Annotated in this window: 15 protein-coding genes and 2 tRNA genes; 13 read left to right on the forward strand and 4 right to left on the reverse strand. The window is 44.4% G+C overall.

Features of this window, described 5'->3' with window-relative positions:
- The first annotated feature begins 18 nt into the window (after positions 1-18).
- From H528_RS0100205 to H528_RS0100230, 6 genes are all read left to right on the forward strand, one after another.
- Positions 19-360, forward strand: coding sequence for a PilZ domain-containing protein (locus tag H528_RS0100205; protein ID WP_022852337.1), 342 nt, complete (start codon positions 19-21; stop codon positions 358-360).
- Between the two features lie 916 nt (positions 361-1,276).
- Positions 1,277-1,693, forward strand: coding sequence for a Fur family transcriptional regulator (locus tag H528_RS0100210; protein WP_022852339.1), 417 nt, complete (start codon positions 1,277-1,279; stop codon positions 1,691-1,693).
- Positions 1,694-1,696: 3 nt separating this feature from the next.
- Positions 1,697-1,804, forward strand: a complete 108-nt coding sequence (locus tag H528_RS0100215; RefSeq protein ID WP_022852340.1) for an RCKP-type rubredoxin-like domain-containing protein — start codon at positions 1,697-1,699, stop codon at positions 1,802-1,804.
- Between the two features lie 15 nt (positions 1,805-1,819).
- Entirely contained in the window at positions 1,820-2,257 is a 438-nt protein-coding gene (locus tag H528_RS0100220; RefSeq protein WP_022852341.1) for a hypothetical protein, read from the forward strand.
- 64 nt (positions 2,258-2,321) lie between these two features.
- Positions 2,322-4,013 (forward strand): indolepyruvate ferredoxin oxidoreductase subunit alpha, encoded by a 1,692-nt coding sequence (gene iorA / locus H528_RS11945; protein WP_022852342.1) that lies wholly within the window; start codon positions 2,322-2,324, stop codon positions 4,011-4,013.
- A 9-nt stretch (positions 4,014-4,022) separates the two neighbouring features.
- Entirely contained in the window at positions 4,023-4,613 is a 591-nt protein-coding gene (locus H528_RS0100230; RefSeq protein WP_022852343.1) for an indolepyruvate oxidoreductase subunit beta, read from the forward strand.
- Here the strand turns inward: H528_RS0100230 and murJ are convergent.
- Complete coding sequence (gene murJ, locus H528_RS11950; protein ID WP_028845696.1) at positions 4,600-6,174, reverse strand: murein biosynthesis integral membrane protein MurJ; 1,575 nt, start codon at positions 6,172-6,174, stop codon at positions 4,600-4,602. The genes H528_RS0100230 and murJ overlap by 14 nt on opposite strands.
- 276 nt (positions 6,175-6,450) lie before the next feature.
- Between murJ and H528_RS0100240 the strand changes: the two genes are divergently transcribed.
- Positions 6,451-6,969 (forward strand): TRAP transporter small permease subunit, encoded by a 519-nt coding sequence (locus H528_RS0100240; RefSeq protein WP_022852345.1) that lies wholly within the window; start codon positions 6,451-6,453, stop codon positions 6,967-6,969.
- On the forward strand, positions 6,959-8,317 hold the full coding sequence (locus tag H528_RS0100245) for a TRAP transporter large permease (RefSeq protein ID WP_022852346.1): 1,359 nt from the start codon (positions 6,959-6,961) through the stop codon (positions 8,315-8,317). Before H528_RS0100240 ends, H528_RS0100245 begins: the two co-directional genes overlap by 11 nt.
- Here H528_RS0100245 and H528_RS0100250 read toward each other — a convergent pair.
- Positions 8,294-9,394 (reverse strand): TRAP transporter substrate-binding protein, encoded by a 1,101-nt coding sequence (locus tag H528_RS0100250; RefSeq protein WP_022852347.1) that lies wholly within the window; start codon positions 9,392-9,394, stop codon positions 8,294-8,296. The two genes, H528_RS0100245 and H528_RS0100250, sit on opposite strands and share 24 nt — an antisense overlap.
- 205 nt (positions 9,395-9,599) lie before the next feature.
- Between H528_RS0100250 and H528_RS0100260 the strand changes: the two genes are divergently transcribed.
- Positions 9,600-9,947: a hypothetical protein gene (locus H528_RS0100260; RefSeq protein WP_022852349.1), complete on the forward strand. Its 348-nt coding sequence runs from the start codon at positions 9,600-9,602 to the stop codon at positions 9,945-9,947.
- Positions 9,948-10,079: 132 nt separating this feature from the next.
- Here the strand turns inward: H528_RS0100260 and H528_RS0100265 are convergent, their stop codons facing one another.
- Positions 10,080-11,045 carry a histone deacetylase family protein gene (locus tag H528_RS0100265; RefSeq protein WP_022852350.1) on the reverse strand — a complete coding sequence of 322 codons (966 nt, stop codon included), beginning with the start codon at positions 11,043-11,045 and terminating at the stop codon, positions 10,080-10,082.
- Positions 11,038-13,503, reverse strand: a complete 2,466-nt coding sequence (locus tag H528_RS0100270; protein WP_022852351.1) for a bifunctional acetate--CoA ligase family protein/GNAT family N-acetyltransferase — start codon at positions 13,501-13,503, stop codon at positions 11,038-11,040. Before H528_RS0100270 ends, H528_RS0100265 begins: the two co-directional genes overlap by 8 nt.
- A 382-nt stretch (positions 13,504-13,885) precedes the next feature.
- On the opposite strand from H528_RS0100270, the gene H528_RS0100275 reads away from it, so the two are divergent.
- The 4 genes from H528_RS0100275 (at position 13,886) to metK (ending at position 16,148) form a co-directional block, all read left to right on the forward strand.
- Positions 13,886-13,961, forward strand: a tRNA-Lys gene (locus H528_RS0100275).
- Between the two features lie 16 nt (positions 13,962-13,977).
- Positions 13,978-14,055, forward strand: a tRNA-Glu gene (locus H528_RS0100280).
- Positions 14,056-14,080: 25 nt separating this feature from the next.
- Positions 14,081-14,959 carry an MBL fold metallo-hydrolase gene (locus tag H528_RS0100285; RefSeq protein ID WP_022852352.1) on the forward strand — a complete coding sequence of 293 codons (879 nt, stop codon included), beginning with the start codon at positions 14,081-14,083 and terminating at the stop codon, positions 14,957-14,959.
- Between the two features lie 31 nt (positions 14,960-14,990).
- Positions 14,991-16,148, forward strand: a complete 1,158-nt coding sequence (gene metK, locus H528_RS0100290; RefSeq protein WP_022852353.1) for a methionine adenosyltransferase — start codon at positions 14,991-14,993, stop codon at positions 16,146-16,148.
- Positions 16,149-16,151: the final 3 nt, after the last annotated feature.

Raw genomic sequence — 16,151 nt, forward strand, 5'->3', positions numbered from 1 at the left:
GCCGATATAAAAAAAGACATGTTAGACAAACGTCTTTTCGAAAGATTTGATGTCAATTTTAGGTGCCACTTTGCTATTGATGGCACACCCCAAGTTTTAGATGCCAAGCTCGAAGACATTAGCCTTGGAGGCTTTCGTATTTCAACCTTTACTTCTCTTAGCCCTGGTCAGAGGATACTTTTTTCTTTTGAATCAAAGCCACCGGTAAAAGGCAAAGCCCGGGTTGTTTGGGTGCGCAAAGATGGCGAAAAATACTACGCCGGCCTTGAAATCGTAGAATTAAAAGATAAGTTTCGCAAAGCCTTTCAGGAGTTAATCAGTGAACTTACCTTTGAACACCTCCCAAGTGCTTACACATAGTTTGAGACCTTTGCAAAATTGCTGAGATCAGTGTCGCAAGCACAACCGCAGGGGATCCGTTCCCATTTTTCGTTCCGAAAAATAGGAACGGATCCAGAAACAGGCCTTAAGAAAAAGTGTTTCGCAAAGGTCTCAGTTTACAATTTTTAGATTAAATTTTTCTCATGAGAAATCGTTGCAAAAATCTATGAAATTTTGAACAACGTCATTGCAAACGAAGCCGAGCAATCTAGATCCCTCACTGTGTTCGGGAAAGCGATCGCTTCGTCGGCCCTAACGGGCCTCCTCGCGATGACGCCTTGGTGGTCATTGCGAGCCAAGCGAAGCAATCTCGGGTAGAAGAGTTTGTAGAGGTTCTAGAGGTTCTAGAGGTTTGGATTGAATGGGTATCGAAAGCACTATTTTTGTCAGTCATTGCGAGCGAACGCAGTGAGCGAAGCAATCTCGGAAAGAGAAGGGACGGGATCGCGCGGGCGTAAAGGTCGCTTCGCGGTGACTCCTTGTCGGACAAAACATGCTCCCCCGTTCCTGAAAATGAGGCCTCCCCGCCTGCCCCCGCGACGCTTTTTTATGCTTTCGTTTTGCCCCGCTGGGGTATGGGGGTTAATAATTCTGCAAAGGTCTCTTTCATGATTATTTTTATCATTTTAACATTTTTATCATTTTGCTTCTGTGTTACATGCCACTATTTACCTTTTTGGGCCATTTTGCGTATAAATGACTCTTGTCTTTGCGAGATAAGAAGTGCAGAATGTAACCCGAAAGATTAGCAGGGTGTGCTAACATTGCCTTGCAATGCTTTTTATCGAAATCCATATCACTAAGCGGAAAAATTAGTTGTAACAAGCTTGCAAAAAAAATATTTCTTATTATTTTATAAAGAGTCTAAATCAAAATAAATTTTGAGGTGATAGCCGTGACCAAAGAAAAGATCGAATATTTTAGAAAACTTGGCCTAAAGATGACCCCTCAACGTCTGGCAATCCTTGAATATCTTGAGGGGAACACCAGTCATCCATCTGCAGAAGAGATTTTCCGTTATGTGGAAGAAAAATTCCCGAGTATGTCCTTTGCTACTGTTTATAACACCCTTGAAGCCCTTAAGGAACGCGGACTTGTGCGCGAACTTAGCATTGAGCCCGGCAAAAAACGCTTTGATCCCAATACTTCTCCCCATCATCATTTTATTTGTGAACGCTGCCATCGGGTGTTTGATATTTTTGTTGATTTTGATTTCGAACTGCCAGAAGAATACAAAAGCCAATTTAAGATAACTAGTAGCGAAATTGTATTTCGCGGAATTTGTAAAGAATGTTTGGGAAAGGAGGTGTAAGCTATGGCAGTTTTTCGTTGTGAAAAGTGCGGAGCCACTAAAGAAGGCCGTTGTAAACCTCGCAAATGCCCTAAATGTGGAGAGCAGGGCACCATGAAAAAAGAAGAATAGGTATTGCCTATGTGTATGGAAGTAAGAATTCGCTGTGAATGTGGGGCCAAAGAGGCCCCTTTTAATCTAAGGGACAATATTTTGCCCCCTGAAGTTATTGTGGCCCTTTATTGTCCTGAGTGCTCTCAGCACGTCTCTTTTGACAAAGCCACCATGATTCTGGACAACGGCTGGATAATTGAATACGACATGGACCTTGCGCGTTTCATGGCGGTGGCCAAACTTGGCCTTCCTGCTGAAAAAATTACTCCTGCATTTCTTTTTGATGAGGGATATGCCACCTGGAAAGAGCTTTATCCTGGTGAACTTGAAGACATAAAGTCCGAAAAAGAAGCTATTGTTGCCATCCTTAAAGAAGATCCCCATCGGTATTTTCAGGAACTTAAAAACTGGGCCAATGCCAGAATGGAACGTTTGAAAGCCGAAGGCTGGCGCAAGGCCCAAAGTATTTAATTTCTACTTGCCAAAAAAACTCCCTCCAGTTAAAACCGTTACCTAACATAGGCGGGAGGTTTGTATGCATCCTCTAATCAAATCTAAACCCAAAGAAAAAGTTTTACTCCTTGGCAACGAAGCTATTGTTCGTGGTGCCCTTGAAGCAGGGCTTCGTGTTGGAGCTGCTTACCCTGGCACTCCTTCTTCTGAAATTGGCAACAATCTTTTTAGGATCCAGTACGAGCTACCTGGGCTTTATTTTGAATTTTCAACCAACGAAAAGGTCGCCACTGAAGTAGCAGCGGCGGCTGCGGCCGCAGGGCTTCGTAGCCTTACCTGCATGAAGCATGTCGGGTTAAACGTAGCAGCAGATGCCCTGATGACCCTTGCGTATATAGGGGTACGTGGTGGGATGGTGATAGTGGTAGCTGATGACCCGTCATGCCACTCAAGCCAAAACGAACAAGATTCCCGTTATTATGCCAGGCTTTCAGGGCTTCCGCTGCTTGAGCCGGCAACGCCTCAGGAAGCCTACGAAATGACCATTTATGCCTTTGATCTTTCCGAAAAATTAGAGCTTCCGGTTATCTTGCGCACTACGACTCGCGTTTCTCACGCCCGAGGCATAGTCCAGGTAGGAGAGCTTGCCTCTTATGACCAGGAAGTGAAAGGAGAGTTTAAAAAAGATCCCCGCAGATGGGTTCCTATACCAGCGGTGGCCAGGGTGCGGCACCAAGTACTTCTTGAAAAGATGAAAGATGCCACCCTTATTGCTGATAGTTCACGCCTCAATTATCAATACGGTAAAGGCAAACAAGGCATTATCACTTCAAGTGTTGCGGCAAACTATGTTTATGACATTGTCGAAGAATTCGATTTAAAAGACCAAGTCAAGGTTTTGGTTCTTGGATTTACTCATCCTCATCCAGTGAATCTTCTGGCGGATTTTTTGCGCTCGGTGGCAGACGTACTGGTTGTGGAAGAGCTTGAACCCTACCTTGAAGAGGCAGCCAGAGTAGTGGCTAAGGAAAGGGGCCTTTCTGTAAATATCATGGGAAAGGCCACCAGACATCTCCCGCGTACTTTTGAGTTTGAACCAAAAATAGTCAAAAAAGCTATGGCAGATGCCTTTGGTATTTCTTTCCCTGAGGGAGAAAAAATCGATGTTTCCTGGGTTCCAGAGCTTCCGCCAAGGCCTCCCACCCTTTGTCCCGGATGCCCTCACCGCGAGACATACATGGTAATTAAAGAAACACTAAAAGAACTCGGTGAGCTTGAAAATAGCATTTTCCCAACTGATATTGGCTGTTACACCCTTGGTATCCTTCCTCCTATCCAGATGGCAGATTATCTTATTTGTATGGGGTCAAGTGTGGGTTCTCCATGTGGATTTTCTGTTGCCACTAATCACCGCATTGTCTCTTTTATAGGAGACTCTACTTTTTTTCACGCCGGGCTTTCTCCTCTGGCAAATGCGGTTTTCAATAAACACAACTTTACGCTGGTAATTATGGACAATGAGACCACTGCCATGACTGGCCATCAGCCGGTACCTTCGCAAGAATTGCGTTTTAAGGAGTTGGCTGACAGACCACGCATTGATATTGAAGCAGTAGTCAAGGCCCTGGGAGTCAAAAACGTGGTGACTATCAATCCCTATCGCAAAGAAGAAGCTAAGGCATTGGTAAAGCCTTTGCTTGGAAAAAAAGAGCTTTCAGTGATAATAGCCAAAGCTCCGTGCATCCTTTATCGGCAAAGGGTTGCCAAAAAGTAGGAGGAATACATGCAAAAGCTTCGTATATTGACTGTAGGCGTTGGAGGGCAGGGAATTTTGCTTTTCTCTCAGGTGCTAGGGCGTGCCTGCCTTAAGGCAGATATTCCCGTGGTCATGTCTGAAGTACACGGTATGGCCCAAAGGGGCGGGGTGGTTGAAACAAATATTCTTATTGGTGGTTACAAGAGCCCCCTTATTTCAGAAGGCGAAGCCGATGTGCTGGTGGGGCTTGAGCCGGCAGAAGTACTTCGGGCTTTGCCCCGGGGGCGTAAAGACACGGTCATTGTTTCCAGCACCGACCCGGTTATTCCCCAGATTGTCAAAGACGGCCTTGCCAAATATCCTGACCTTGATCCTCTTTTTGAAAAACTGAAAGAATCTTTTCCAAAAGTTTATCTTTTTCCTGGGGAAAAACTTGCTAAAGAAGCCGGTACAGCCAAGGCTCTTAACATGGTAGCCCTGGGCGCCCTGGCAGGTACCGGGCTTGTCCCACTCAGTAAAAAAGCGTTCTTGGATGCAATGAAAGAAAGCATCAAGGAGAAATTTCTTGAGGCGAATTTTAAGGCTTTTGAAGCGGGATATCAGGTTACTTCTTCTTAGCCGTTAGTGAGAAGAGATAAAGACCTTCCCTAGGGCCTATTAACTTAATGATGCCAAAGTAAAGGCCAGCGCAAAAAGCAATGGTGCCAAGGGTGCCAAGGGCAAGCAAAGGGCCCTTGGCATCCCATAGTATTTCTCTAGCAAAATAAGCAATTCCACCCATGATTGTTACCGCAAATGAAAGTTTGACTACCCCTTTTGTGATCTTTCCAAACTCAAGCTTTTTAAGGATTTTCGCAAGAAAGGCTATCTGAAAAATGGCCTGGGCGGTGATACCAAGGCTTGTGCCAAGGGCTATAGCGCGAAAGCTTAAAACATGGACCAGGGAGACTACGGTTATCAGGTTTATCGCCACTGAAAGAAAACTAGAAAACATGGGGATCTTCGGGCGGTGAAGGGCGTAAAAAATCGGCGAAGTGACTTTGGTTAACGCGTATGCAGGAAGAGCCAGGGCAAAAAAAGAAAGGGCAGAAGCCGTGGCTAAGGTGTCCGCTTCGCTGAAACGTCCGCGTTCAAAAATGAGCTGTATTATAGGTTTGGCAAGGATTATTAAGCCTATCCCAGAAGGAAGGGCAAGGGACAAAGCCATGAGAACCCCAGAAGAATAGGTCTTGCGCAAGCTTGAGAAGTCTCCTTGACCAGCCTGGGCAGAGGCTACCGGAAGAATAGCCGTGGCAAGAGCTACCCCAAAAAGACCAAGAGGAACATACATTAAACGGAAGGCGTAGGAGAGCCAGGAAAGCGAGCCTTCTTCGCAAAGGGAGGCAAAATACGTGTTGATAAAGATGTTTAACTGCACCGCGGATAATCCGATAACGGAAGGCAACATCAGGTGAAAAATCTTTTTCACGTAAGGGTCTTTGGGTGCAAAAGAAAGCTTAAAGGAAAAACCTCTTCGCTTAAGAGCTGGGACCTGTATTGCTGCCTGCGCAAGCCCACCTGTAACTACTCCAATAGCCATGGCCAAAATAGGGGGGTATCCAAGTTTCACAAAAACAAAATAAAGCAAAACACCTACGGAGATAGAAACGAGATTGAATACCGCTGAGGAGGCAGCTGGCAAAAAGAATATGCCAAGTGCGTTTAGCATGCCGGCGAATACCGCTGAAACACTAACCAGGGCAAGAAAAGGAAACATGATACGTGTAAGTTCAACCGCAAGATTTTCTTTAAGGGGATTAGCTTTAAAACCAGGGGCCAAAAGATTTACCAGTTCACGGGCAAAGATTTCGCCGAGCAACACCAGCAATATTACCAAGACGAGGATAGTTCCCAGGGCACGGCCTGCCAGGCGCCAGGTCTTTTCAAGACCCCATTTTTCTTTGTGCTGGGTGAAAACCGTAACAAAAGCAGCAGCAAGGGCTCCTTCGGCCAGCAGGTCGCGAAGTAAATTGGGGATGCGGTAGGCCACCACATAGGCGTCCATCTGGAGCCCGGCTCCAAAAAAGCCGGCGAGCACCTGCTCGCGCACAAGCCCGAGGAGCCGGCTCAGGAGCACTGCGATAGTTACTGCTCTTGCTCCCGCAGCAATCTTTCGAAAACTTTTCTCTTCTTTCCCCATCAATATGCCTCTAAGGAAATTAAAATTAATTCCAAAGACCTTTGCAAAACATCTTTTTTTAAGCTCCGTCAAGGTCCGTTCCCATTTTTTGGAATAAAAAGAGAACGATCCTAGATAATTTGCATGGGAGAAAAAGGTTTTAAACGGGGACAGGCCAGGATACTTTCCCCGCCGGGCTTTTTCAGGGTTTCGTGGTGGGCAATCGCTTATAATGGTTAACAGGAACTTGGAACATTTGTTTGACATAAGAAGGCTTTTGACTAAAAATTACGCTTTATGAAAAAGCTTGCCTTTGCCATTGATACGCTTACGCGAAAAATTGCTTCTTTGCTAGCCTGTTTTTGCCTTCTGATGATTTTGCTCGGTTTTTTTAATGCGCTTTTGCGGAAGTTTTCCCAATCCCTTGGTGTGAACCTTTCTTCCAATTTTTATCTTGAACTACAATGGTATCTTTATAGCCTTATCTTTACCTTTGGGATTTCATATACCCTTCTTGCTAAAGAACACGTAAGAATCGACATTTTTTACGCCAAATTTTCCGAAAAGACCAAAACTCTGCTGGATTTTTTGGCTATCCTTTTTGTTTATATTCCCGCGGTGATAGTTCTTATATATTTGACCTTTCCCATGGTTGTTGAGTCTTTACGTATAAAAGAAATGTCCCCTGACCCCGGAGGTTTGCCAAGATATCCCTTAAAAATAGCCTTTCTCATTAGTTTGTTTTTGCTTTTTCTTCAAAGTCTCAGTGAACTCATTAAAACCTGGTTTCGCCTAAAGGGTGATCATGGCTCCTGAGAATTTTTTAGTGCCCCTTATGTTTGTCACCCTGCTAGTTTTTCTGTTTTTAGGTGTTCCGGTAGCCTTTTCTCTTTTGGGCACGGCTTTTTTATTTTCTCTTTTAGGGATTAAGTCTGGTCTTTTTGGTCCAGAGTTACTTCTAGCCCTTCCAGAGCGCATTTTCGGCATCATGGAAAATTACGTACTTTTGGCCATTCCCTTTTTCATTTTCATGGGCACTATGCTTGAACGCTCAGGCCTTGCGGAAAACCTCCTTACCACCATGGGAAAGGCCCTTGCAAGAATAAGGGGCGGGCTTGCTATTAGTATCGTTTTAGTTGGAACCCTTTTGGCTGCAGCCACAGGCATTGTGGGGGCCACGGTAATTACCATGGGGTTAATTTCTCTTCCCACTATGTTAAAACACAAGTATGCCAAACCGCTTGCTTGCGGCGTAATAGCTGCTTCAGGGACCCTTGGCCAGATTATCCCTCCCTCGATTGTTTTGATAGTGTTAGCAGATCAACTTGGCGTGCCGGTAGGAGATTTGTTTTTAGGGGCCTTAGTGCCGGGTATTTTGTTGGCAGGACTTTACATAATTTACATAGTTTTAGTTGCCTGGTTGCGTCCTGAAATTGTGCCAAGCTCAGGGGATAGCTCTAAAGCTTCGTTTAAAGAGCTTTTTCAGGTGGTCTTTCCACCGATTTTACTTATTGTGGTGGTGCTTGGAAGCATCTTTAAAGGTATTGCTACGCCAACAGAGGCAGGGGCCTTTGGGGCTGTTGGCGCTATTTGCCTGGCAATCCTTTACTGCAGCTTTAATATGAATGATTTAAAGGAAAGCCTTTATACCACGGTTAAGCTCTCTTCCATGGTTATGTTCATTTTGATTGGCGCCACAGCATTTACGCTTGTCTTCCGCGGGCTTTACGGTGATTTCTTGATAGAGGACATTTTTTCTTCACTTCCCGGAGGTGCTTGGGGTTTTCTCCTGGTGGTTAACCTTGTAGTTTTTGTCCTGGGCTTTTTTCTGGATTTCTTTGAGATTGCTTTTATCGTGGTGCCTCTAGTGGCCCCAGTGGCCGAAAGACTCTTAAGTGGCTGGTTTGAAGTTTTTCCTGAGCCAGCTAAGATAGCCTTGGTTTGGTTCGGGGTGATGATTTCTATGAATCTTCAGACTTCTTTTTTGACGCCACCCCTTGGTTTTGCACTTTTTTATCTTAAAGGAGTTGTTCCCCCCGGGGTAACAACGGCAGATATTTATCGGGGGGTGGTACCATTTATTGCTATCCAGTTGCTTGGTCTCTTGTTAGTAATACTTTTTCCGCAACTGGTTACAGGATTATTTCGTGTTGTTACCCCGTAGTTTTTGTCCAAAAATGTATTCATTCATGCTTAGTTCTGCGGTGCCAAACCAGGAGCCAATGTCTTTGCGAAACTTCATCCAGTCTTCGTATATGGCTTTGTAGAGCTTGTCTTTTTCTGCCAGCTCATCGTAAAGGGAAAAGGCTTCTTTTTCAGCCGCCTTCATGACGTCGTCAGGAAACTTCCTGAGTTTTACCCCGTGTTTTAAAAGGCGTTTTAAGGCCTCGGGATTTTTGGCATCATAAGCTAATATCATTTCCTGATTGGCTATGGCGGAAGCGTTTTTAAGTGCTTCCTGGTATTCTTTGGGAAGTTTTTCCCAGGCCTTTTTGCTCACCATGAGATGAAGTGTTGAGCCAGGCTCCCACCAGCCTGGATAGTAATAGTATTTGGCAATTTTATAGAATCCAAGCTTTTCGTCATCATAAGGGCCGATCCATTCGGTAGCATCGATGGCTCCCCTTTCAAGGGCAGGGTAGATGTCTCCCCCAGCAAGTAACTGAACGCTAACACCTAGTCTGGCCATGACTTTTCCTCCAAGTCCCGGGATACGGAAACGAAGACCTTTAAGGTCTTCAAGAGAGCGAACAGGTTTTCTAAACCATCCTCCCATTTGCACTCCGGTATTCCCTGCGGGAAAGCCTAAAAAGCCAAAATCATCAAAAAGTTTATTTAAGAGTTTTCCTCCTTGGCTGGTGTAGAGCCAGGCGTTTTGCGCGCGGTAGGTAAAACCAAAGGGCACGCCACAGGCAAAGGCCAAAGCTTCGTGCTTGCCGGTGTAGTAGTAAAGAGCGGTGTGCCCAATGGGAACCGCACCTTCGGCCACCGCATCAAAGACTTTAAGGCCCGGGACGATTTCACCGGCTGCATAGACCCTGATGTCAAAAAGGCCATCTGTCATTTCGCGTACTTTTTGGGCAATTAGCTGGGCTGTTCCAAAAAGCACATCAAGGGATTTTGGCCAACTTGTTACCATACGCCAGCGGATTCTTCTTTTGGCGTGCACGAAGACTGGCTTTGCTATTATGGATGCTCCAGCAGCAGCCCCGAGAGTCTTAAGAAAACTTCTCCTATCCATGCTCCCCCTCCTTATTTTGAAAAGACTTTGTTATAAAGACCTTAGCAAAACACCTTTTCTTAAGGCCCTTTCAAGGATCCGTTCCTATTTTTCGGAACGAAAAATGGGAACGGAGATCCTTGTGTTTTTATTTGCGAGGCTGATCTCGGCAATTTTGCAAAGGTCTTTTATACTTTTACCAAAAAAAATCAACTAGGAGTGTATAATGGCCAAGTTTGCCTTATTTGTCTTTAACGGTGACCCGATGTGTTTTGTCCATGTTCTTTTAAATGCTTTTGACATGAAAGAAAAGGGACACGAAGCAGCGATTGTAATTGAAGGGGCGGCCACTAAACTTTTGCCCTCTTTAGAAGCTAAAGAAAATCCTCTTCATTACCTATGGGTTAAGGCAAAAGAGCAAAATCTTGTTGCAGGGGTGTGTAAGGCTTGTTCCAGTAAAATGGGAACCCTTGAAGTGGCTAAAAAGATCGGCCTTTCTCTGCTTGATGATATGAATGGCCATCCAGGAATGGCTTCCTTTTATAAAAAAGGATTCACGATAATAACTTTCTGAGAGACCTTGCAAAACTCTTTCGAAGGTCTGTTCTGGATCTGTTCCTGTTTTTCGAAATGAAAAATAGGAACGGATTCTTGTGCTTGCAACACTGATCTTACAAATTTTTTGTAAAGTCTCTTAAAGATTAGCCTAATCTTCAGGGTCTTCTGCTTCTACGTCGAGCATGACTTTTAAGTGAACGGCCACGCATGCTGGAAGAATCTCGAGGTTGTAGCCGCCTTCAAGTACCGAAATAACGGGAAAATCAAATTCTACGCTCCATTTTTTGATAAATTCTGTTATTTCGGCAAATCCTGCTGAGGTTAGGTTTAGATAGGCTAAATCATCGTCCTGGTGGGCGTCAAACCCGGCCCCAATAATGAGACCTTCTGGTCTAAATTCTCGTACCACAGGTTCGATCTTTTGTTCAAATACTTCCAGGAATTCAAGGTCCCCAGCATTAAGGGGCAAGGGGATATTTAGCGTATATCCTTCACCTTTCCCCCGACCTGTTTCTTCGGCAAGCCCAGTTCCAGGGAAGCTAAACCTAGGATTCTCGTGGATGCTGATATAAAAAACTTGATCATCTTCATAGAAGGCGTTTTGTATGCCATTTCCATGGTGGGCATCCCAATCAATTATCAAAATCCTGCGGCCATATTTTTCTTGCCAATATTTGGCACCAATAGCAATGTTGTTCAAGAAACAAAATCCTAAAGCAGTGTATCTTTCAGCATGATGTCCTGGCGGCCTTACCGGGCAGAAAATAAATTTTTCTCCCTTTTCAGCCAGGCGAACCGCGTCAATCACGGCACCTGCGGCAAGAAGTGCGATTTCGTATGTGTCAAAACATATTTCATTCTCTTTGCCACAAATAAAAGACCGTCCTCTTAAACAGGCTTCTTCAAAACGCAAAAGATAATTGACGTCGTGGATTTTTTTTACCCATTCAAGAGGCGCAGGGTCAGGTTCTATTATTTCAACGATATTTCCCAAAACGCCTTGGGTAATGCGTTCCATAATAACATCAAGGCGCTCGGGGTTTTCTGGATGTTGGGGACTTGTTCGGTGAGCCTTAAAGTCTTCGGTATAAAGTACTGGTAGTTTCTTAATCAAGTTCTTTAACCACCCTTATTACGTCTTCTTCACGGACTTTCATTTTAAAGCCAAGTTTTTCTGCCAATTTTTGCATTCTAACATTTTCGCAAAGAATTTCCATCCAGATTTTCTTTAGCCCTAGTTGCTTGGCTACTTGAAGCATGGTAGTACATAAAAGCCATCCAAGGCCTTTGCCCTGCCAGTCATCTGCTACTAATAGTGCCATTTCAGCGCTTTCTTCATCAGGCAAACGCAAAAGATTTATCATACCAATGATGCGGCGTCCTTCTTCTTCTTTGGTTTCCGCAACTAAAGTTAGTTCGCGATCATAATCTATGTGACAGATACGTGCTAGTTCTTCATGGGAAATATGATTTCGCGGTTGCATGAACCTAAGACGCATAGTCTCTTCGCTTAAAGAAGAAAACATAGCAGCTACTTTCGGTTCGTCTTCAGGTTTAATAGGCCTAATAGTGACTACCGATCCATCTTTTAAACAGACATTAAAAATAAACTGGTTCGGATAAGGACAAATGGCAAGATGAGCTGGACAATAATAGGTATGAGGTTCTTTTTTGGGTAAAAAGGCAAAATCTTCAAGCCAGATTTTGGCATCACTAATAGCATAAGTTCCGTTACTAAACCAGACTGGATTTAATTCTATTTCTTTAATTTCTGGAAAGTTTACTATAAGGTGCGAAAAAAGAACCAAAAGTTCTTCTAAAGGCACCGAAGAAAAATTTTTTTCATTGATAAGATACTTATAAATATTTGTCCTTTCGAGAATCCTCTTAGCAAGAGTTTGGTTAAGCGGCGGAAGCCCAAGGGATATATCCCTTTCAGCTTTCATGGCAGGACCGCCGTAACTAAAACTTATCACTGCTCCGAAGGTTGGATCTTTAAGCATTCCTATGGCAAGCGGATACCAATCCTGGCTATCTTGCGCAGGACTTTTATCTGAGACATTAATATCGTATGCCTTTAAAACATCAAAAGTTTCCTCTTTTGAAAGGCAAAACCGGTCATTTTTAGCGGCGTTTTCTATGATTTTTCTTACTTTTTCGTTATCAGGGGTAAAGTTTTCTCTAAGAGTGCCGGGAGTCTCAAAGAGAAGGTTCAAAAGGTGGTCATAACGGTACATATAAAGGAAGCTTTTCACGGTTTCAACTGGGGTCAAAAAGTTGGGTATATTTTGTTCACTTAAGAGTTTGCGCCCAGCGTTTACCCTTTCTTCCCCCATGAAGCAGGCTAAAACAGGTTTGAATTTCACCTGCTGGGAGGCACGTACCACCGCCCAGGCAATTTCTTCGCTGTTAATACCAAACTCAGGCGTGTGTAAAACCACCACTCCATCCACCTGGGGGTCTTTAAGACAAAGAGTTATTGCCTTTTGATAATCAGAAGGAGAGCCATCAGATAAGAGATCTACCGGATTTTTAATTCTTTTATCAGGGAGTATTTCACGGAAAGCCTTCTTGGTTTCCGGGCTGAATTTGGCCAACTCGCCATTATTTCCCCGCAGGGTGTCCACTGCGATAGCTGCAGGGCCTCCAGAATTAGTCACAATGGCAAGCCTTCGGCCTTTAGGCCTGGGTTGTTTTGCCAAACTTTCCGCCACATAAAAGAGTTCTAAAATTTCATCAACACGCACTATTCCTGCACGGCGAAAGGCAGCATCATAAATGTCGTATTTGGTGATGAGCTTACTTATCTCGGTAAAATGTTCTCCGTTGAAAGAAAAATAGCGTCCGTTTTTCACCACCATAATGGGTTTGGTACGTGAAAAGGCCCTTGCTGCACTGATGAATTTTCGTCCAGATTTCACGTAATTAATGAACACGATAAGGGCCCGCGTGTGATAATCGAGCCCCAGATAATCAATCATGTCAGCCAGGTCTATATCGACTTTGTCCCCTAACGATGTAAAAAAGCTTAAACCTATCTTTTTCTTTTCAGCCCAATCAAGCACTGCAGACGCAAGGGTCGAACTATCGCTAATAAAGGCCAGGGTGCCAGGATCAAAACGATGGGGCACTACCGAGGCGTTTATTTTTAAATGTGGCCGTAGGAAACCCAAAGTATTGGGCCCAAGAATGCGGATATTGTGTTTTATTACGTATCCATAAAGTTGTGACAAGGCCACTTCGGGATTTTTCATACGTGCTACGAAATCTCTGGCAAGAATGACAACCCCTTTGACACCCTTTTTTACGCAGTCATCCAGATTTTTCCAAAGTCTTTCTACTGGACCTGCGATAATAGCAAGATCAACTTTTTGAGGGATGGCGGTTAAGGAGGGATATGGTTCAAGCCCGCAAATATTTTCTCCTTCTCCTACAAGAAACACCTCGCCTTTAAATTCTCGCCACAGGAGATTTCGAAGTAATAGTTCGCTTGGTGAAGCGTCTCCTGGAACGACATCCATTACTGCTACGGTTTTGGGTTTAAAAATAAAGTCTAGATTATAGATAGACATTTTTTACCTCGTTGTTGAAAAGCGTTTTCCAACAAATCACCGCAAGGATCATATGTTTGTTTTTGCAAAGGTTTCTTTTATTTAGCTGGCAAGAAATGTAAGCCGTTAATGCTAAATTTGCTAGAGAGCTACCCAGTTTTTATAACTTATTACCAAAACATGAGAAATTTTTCTTAAGAGGATTTCCCCTTGCTAGCCAAATTAAGCTTAATTTTTTGTTAGTTCTTAAATAATCTCTGATAATTTCTACCAAAAAAGACCTTTACCGAGCCAAGTTTTTCAAGGGTAAACGCATAGGACACTCAAGATAAAAGACCGAGCTTTATTTTTAAGATTCCCTTGACAGCAGGCGGAGGTGCCGTTATTTTTACTGTCGCTGGTTGGGTCGGTAACTCAGTTGGTAGAGTATCGGCCTTTTAAGCCGAGAGTCGCAGGTTCGAGTCCTGCCCGACCCACCAGGTTTTATAAAAAGGTGTCCCCGTCGTCTAGCCAGGTCCAGGACACCGGCCTTTCACGCCGGCAACAGGGGTTCAAATCCCCTCGGGGACGCCAAATTTTCCCTCCTAGGATTTCTCTCATGGAAATTCTGATTCTTGCTGCTGAAAGCTTGGGCGTTCGCTCCATGGCAACTTTTGTGCGCACCAAAGACGTCTCCGTCCTGATTGACCCCGGTGCAGCCCTTGGTCCTAAACGTTATGGCCTTCCTCCAGATAAGATAGAATGGCAAAAATTGCGGGAAATTAAGGCCCTTATTAAGGATAAAATCAGAGAAGCCGATTTAGTTATCATAAGTCATTATCATTATGACCACTATGACCCTGAATGGGCCAAAGAGCTTAAGGGTAAACAATTGCTGCTAAAAAATCCCGAAAAAGATATAAACCGCAACCAGGCTAAACGTGCTAAAGAACTTTTAAAAAGACTTGCCGCTTTTGGTGTTTGCTGGAAGATTGCCGAAGGGATGCGGCTCATTTTTGGAGAAACAGAAATTGTCTGCTCACCACCTTTAAATCACGGTCCTGATGAGCGTTTTGGAGCCGTGGTAGCAACAGTCATAAAAGAAAATGGCAAAGTCTTTTTGCATTCTTCTGATGTCTCAGGCCCGGTACAACAAGAAGCTTTAAATTTTATTTATAAGCACAGTCCTCAAATTCTTTTTATCGATGGCCCGGCAAGTTATCTTGGCCCCCGTTTTGGCTTGGAAGCCCTAGAGCTTGCCCGTAAAAATTTAGTTTCCCTGACATTAGAACTTAAGCCCGAATTTTTGATTATGGATCATCATTTATTGCGAGATCTTTCCTGGAAGACCTGGGCAGAAAATGTTTTCTCTGAGGCGGTTAAAACCAATACCAAGGTCCTTTGCGCAGCAGATTTTATGAAGAAAAAGCCTTTACTTCTTGAAGCTTTGCGCAAAGACCGCTATAAAGCCCTTAGCAAAAAAATTTGCAAGTACTAGCTATTTAGCTTTATGAAAGGGGGAAATGACCATGAGCTTATCTAACTTTCTTTTTACTTCGGAGTCTGTTACCGAAGGACACCCTGACAAAGTGGCCGACCAAATCTCTGATGCCATTCTTGATGCCATCCTTGAGAAAGACCCTTACGCGCGCGTAGCCTGTGAAACGTTGGTGAACACCGGGATGATACTCATTGCCGGTGAAATTACCACTGAAGCCCGGGTGGAGTACGCAAAGATCGCCCGTGGTGTGGTAAAAGAAATTGGCTATAACCACTCTGACCTTGGCTTTGACTGGCAGACCTGCGCCGTGCTTACCAGTGTTGACCGCCAGAGCCCAGACATTGCCATGGGTGTTGAACGAGGCGAAGAGATTGGCGCCGGAGACCAGGGGCTTATGTTTGGTTATGCCTGTGATGAGACCCCTGACTATATGCCCATGCCTATTTGGTACGCCCATCGCCTGGCTATGCGTTTAGCCGAAGTTCGCAAAAAGGGAATTCTTCCCTTTTTGCGCCCTGATGGCAAAACCCAGGTAACGATCCAATACGAAGACAAACGCCCCAAGGCTGTTCACACAGTGGTTGTGGCAGCCCAGCATGAACCCTGGGTGGAATATAAAGAACTTCGCGAGGCCATTATTGAGGAGGTAATCAAAAAAGTCATTGACCCCGAGCACTTTACCGCTGAAACCAAGTTTTTGGTAAATACCACCGGACGTTTTGTTATCGGTGGGCCGCTGGCAGACTGTGGCATGACTGGGCGGAAGATAATCGTTGATACCTATGGCGGCCGCGGACATCACGGTGGAGGTGCCTTCTCCGGCAAAGATCCCACCAAAGTTGACCGCACTCCTTCTTACTATGCCCGTTATGTTGCTAAAAACATGGTTGCCGCAGGGGTGGCCAAAGAGTTAGAAGTTCAGGTAGCTTACGCAATCGGTGTGCCAGAGCCTTTGGCAATCAACGTAAACACCAATGGCACCAACAATATTCCCCTTGACCGCATAGTTGAGATCATAAATGAGCTGTTTGATTTCCGTCCGCGCCACATGATCGAATATCTCAATATGAGAAGGCCTATTTATCGGAAAACAGCGGCTTACGGCCATTTTGGGCGTCCTGAGCCGGAATTTACCTGGGAGCGCCTTGACATGGTAGAAAAAATAAAAGAACTGGCCGGGCTTTAATTA

It is taken from the genome of Thermodesulfatator atlanticus DSM 21156 (assembly GCF_000421585.1).
Classification (GTDB): domain Bacteria; phylum Desulfobacterota; class Thermodesulfobacteria; order Thermodesulfobacteriales; family Thermodesulfatatoraceae; genus Thermodesulfatator; species Thermodesulfatator atlanticus.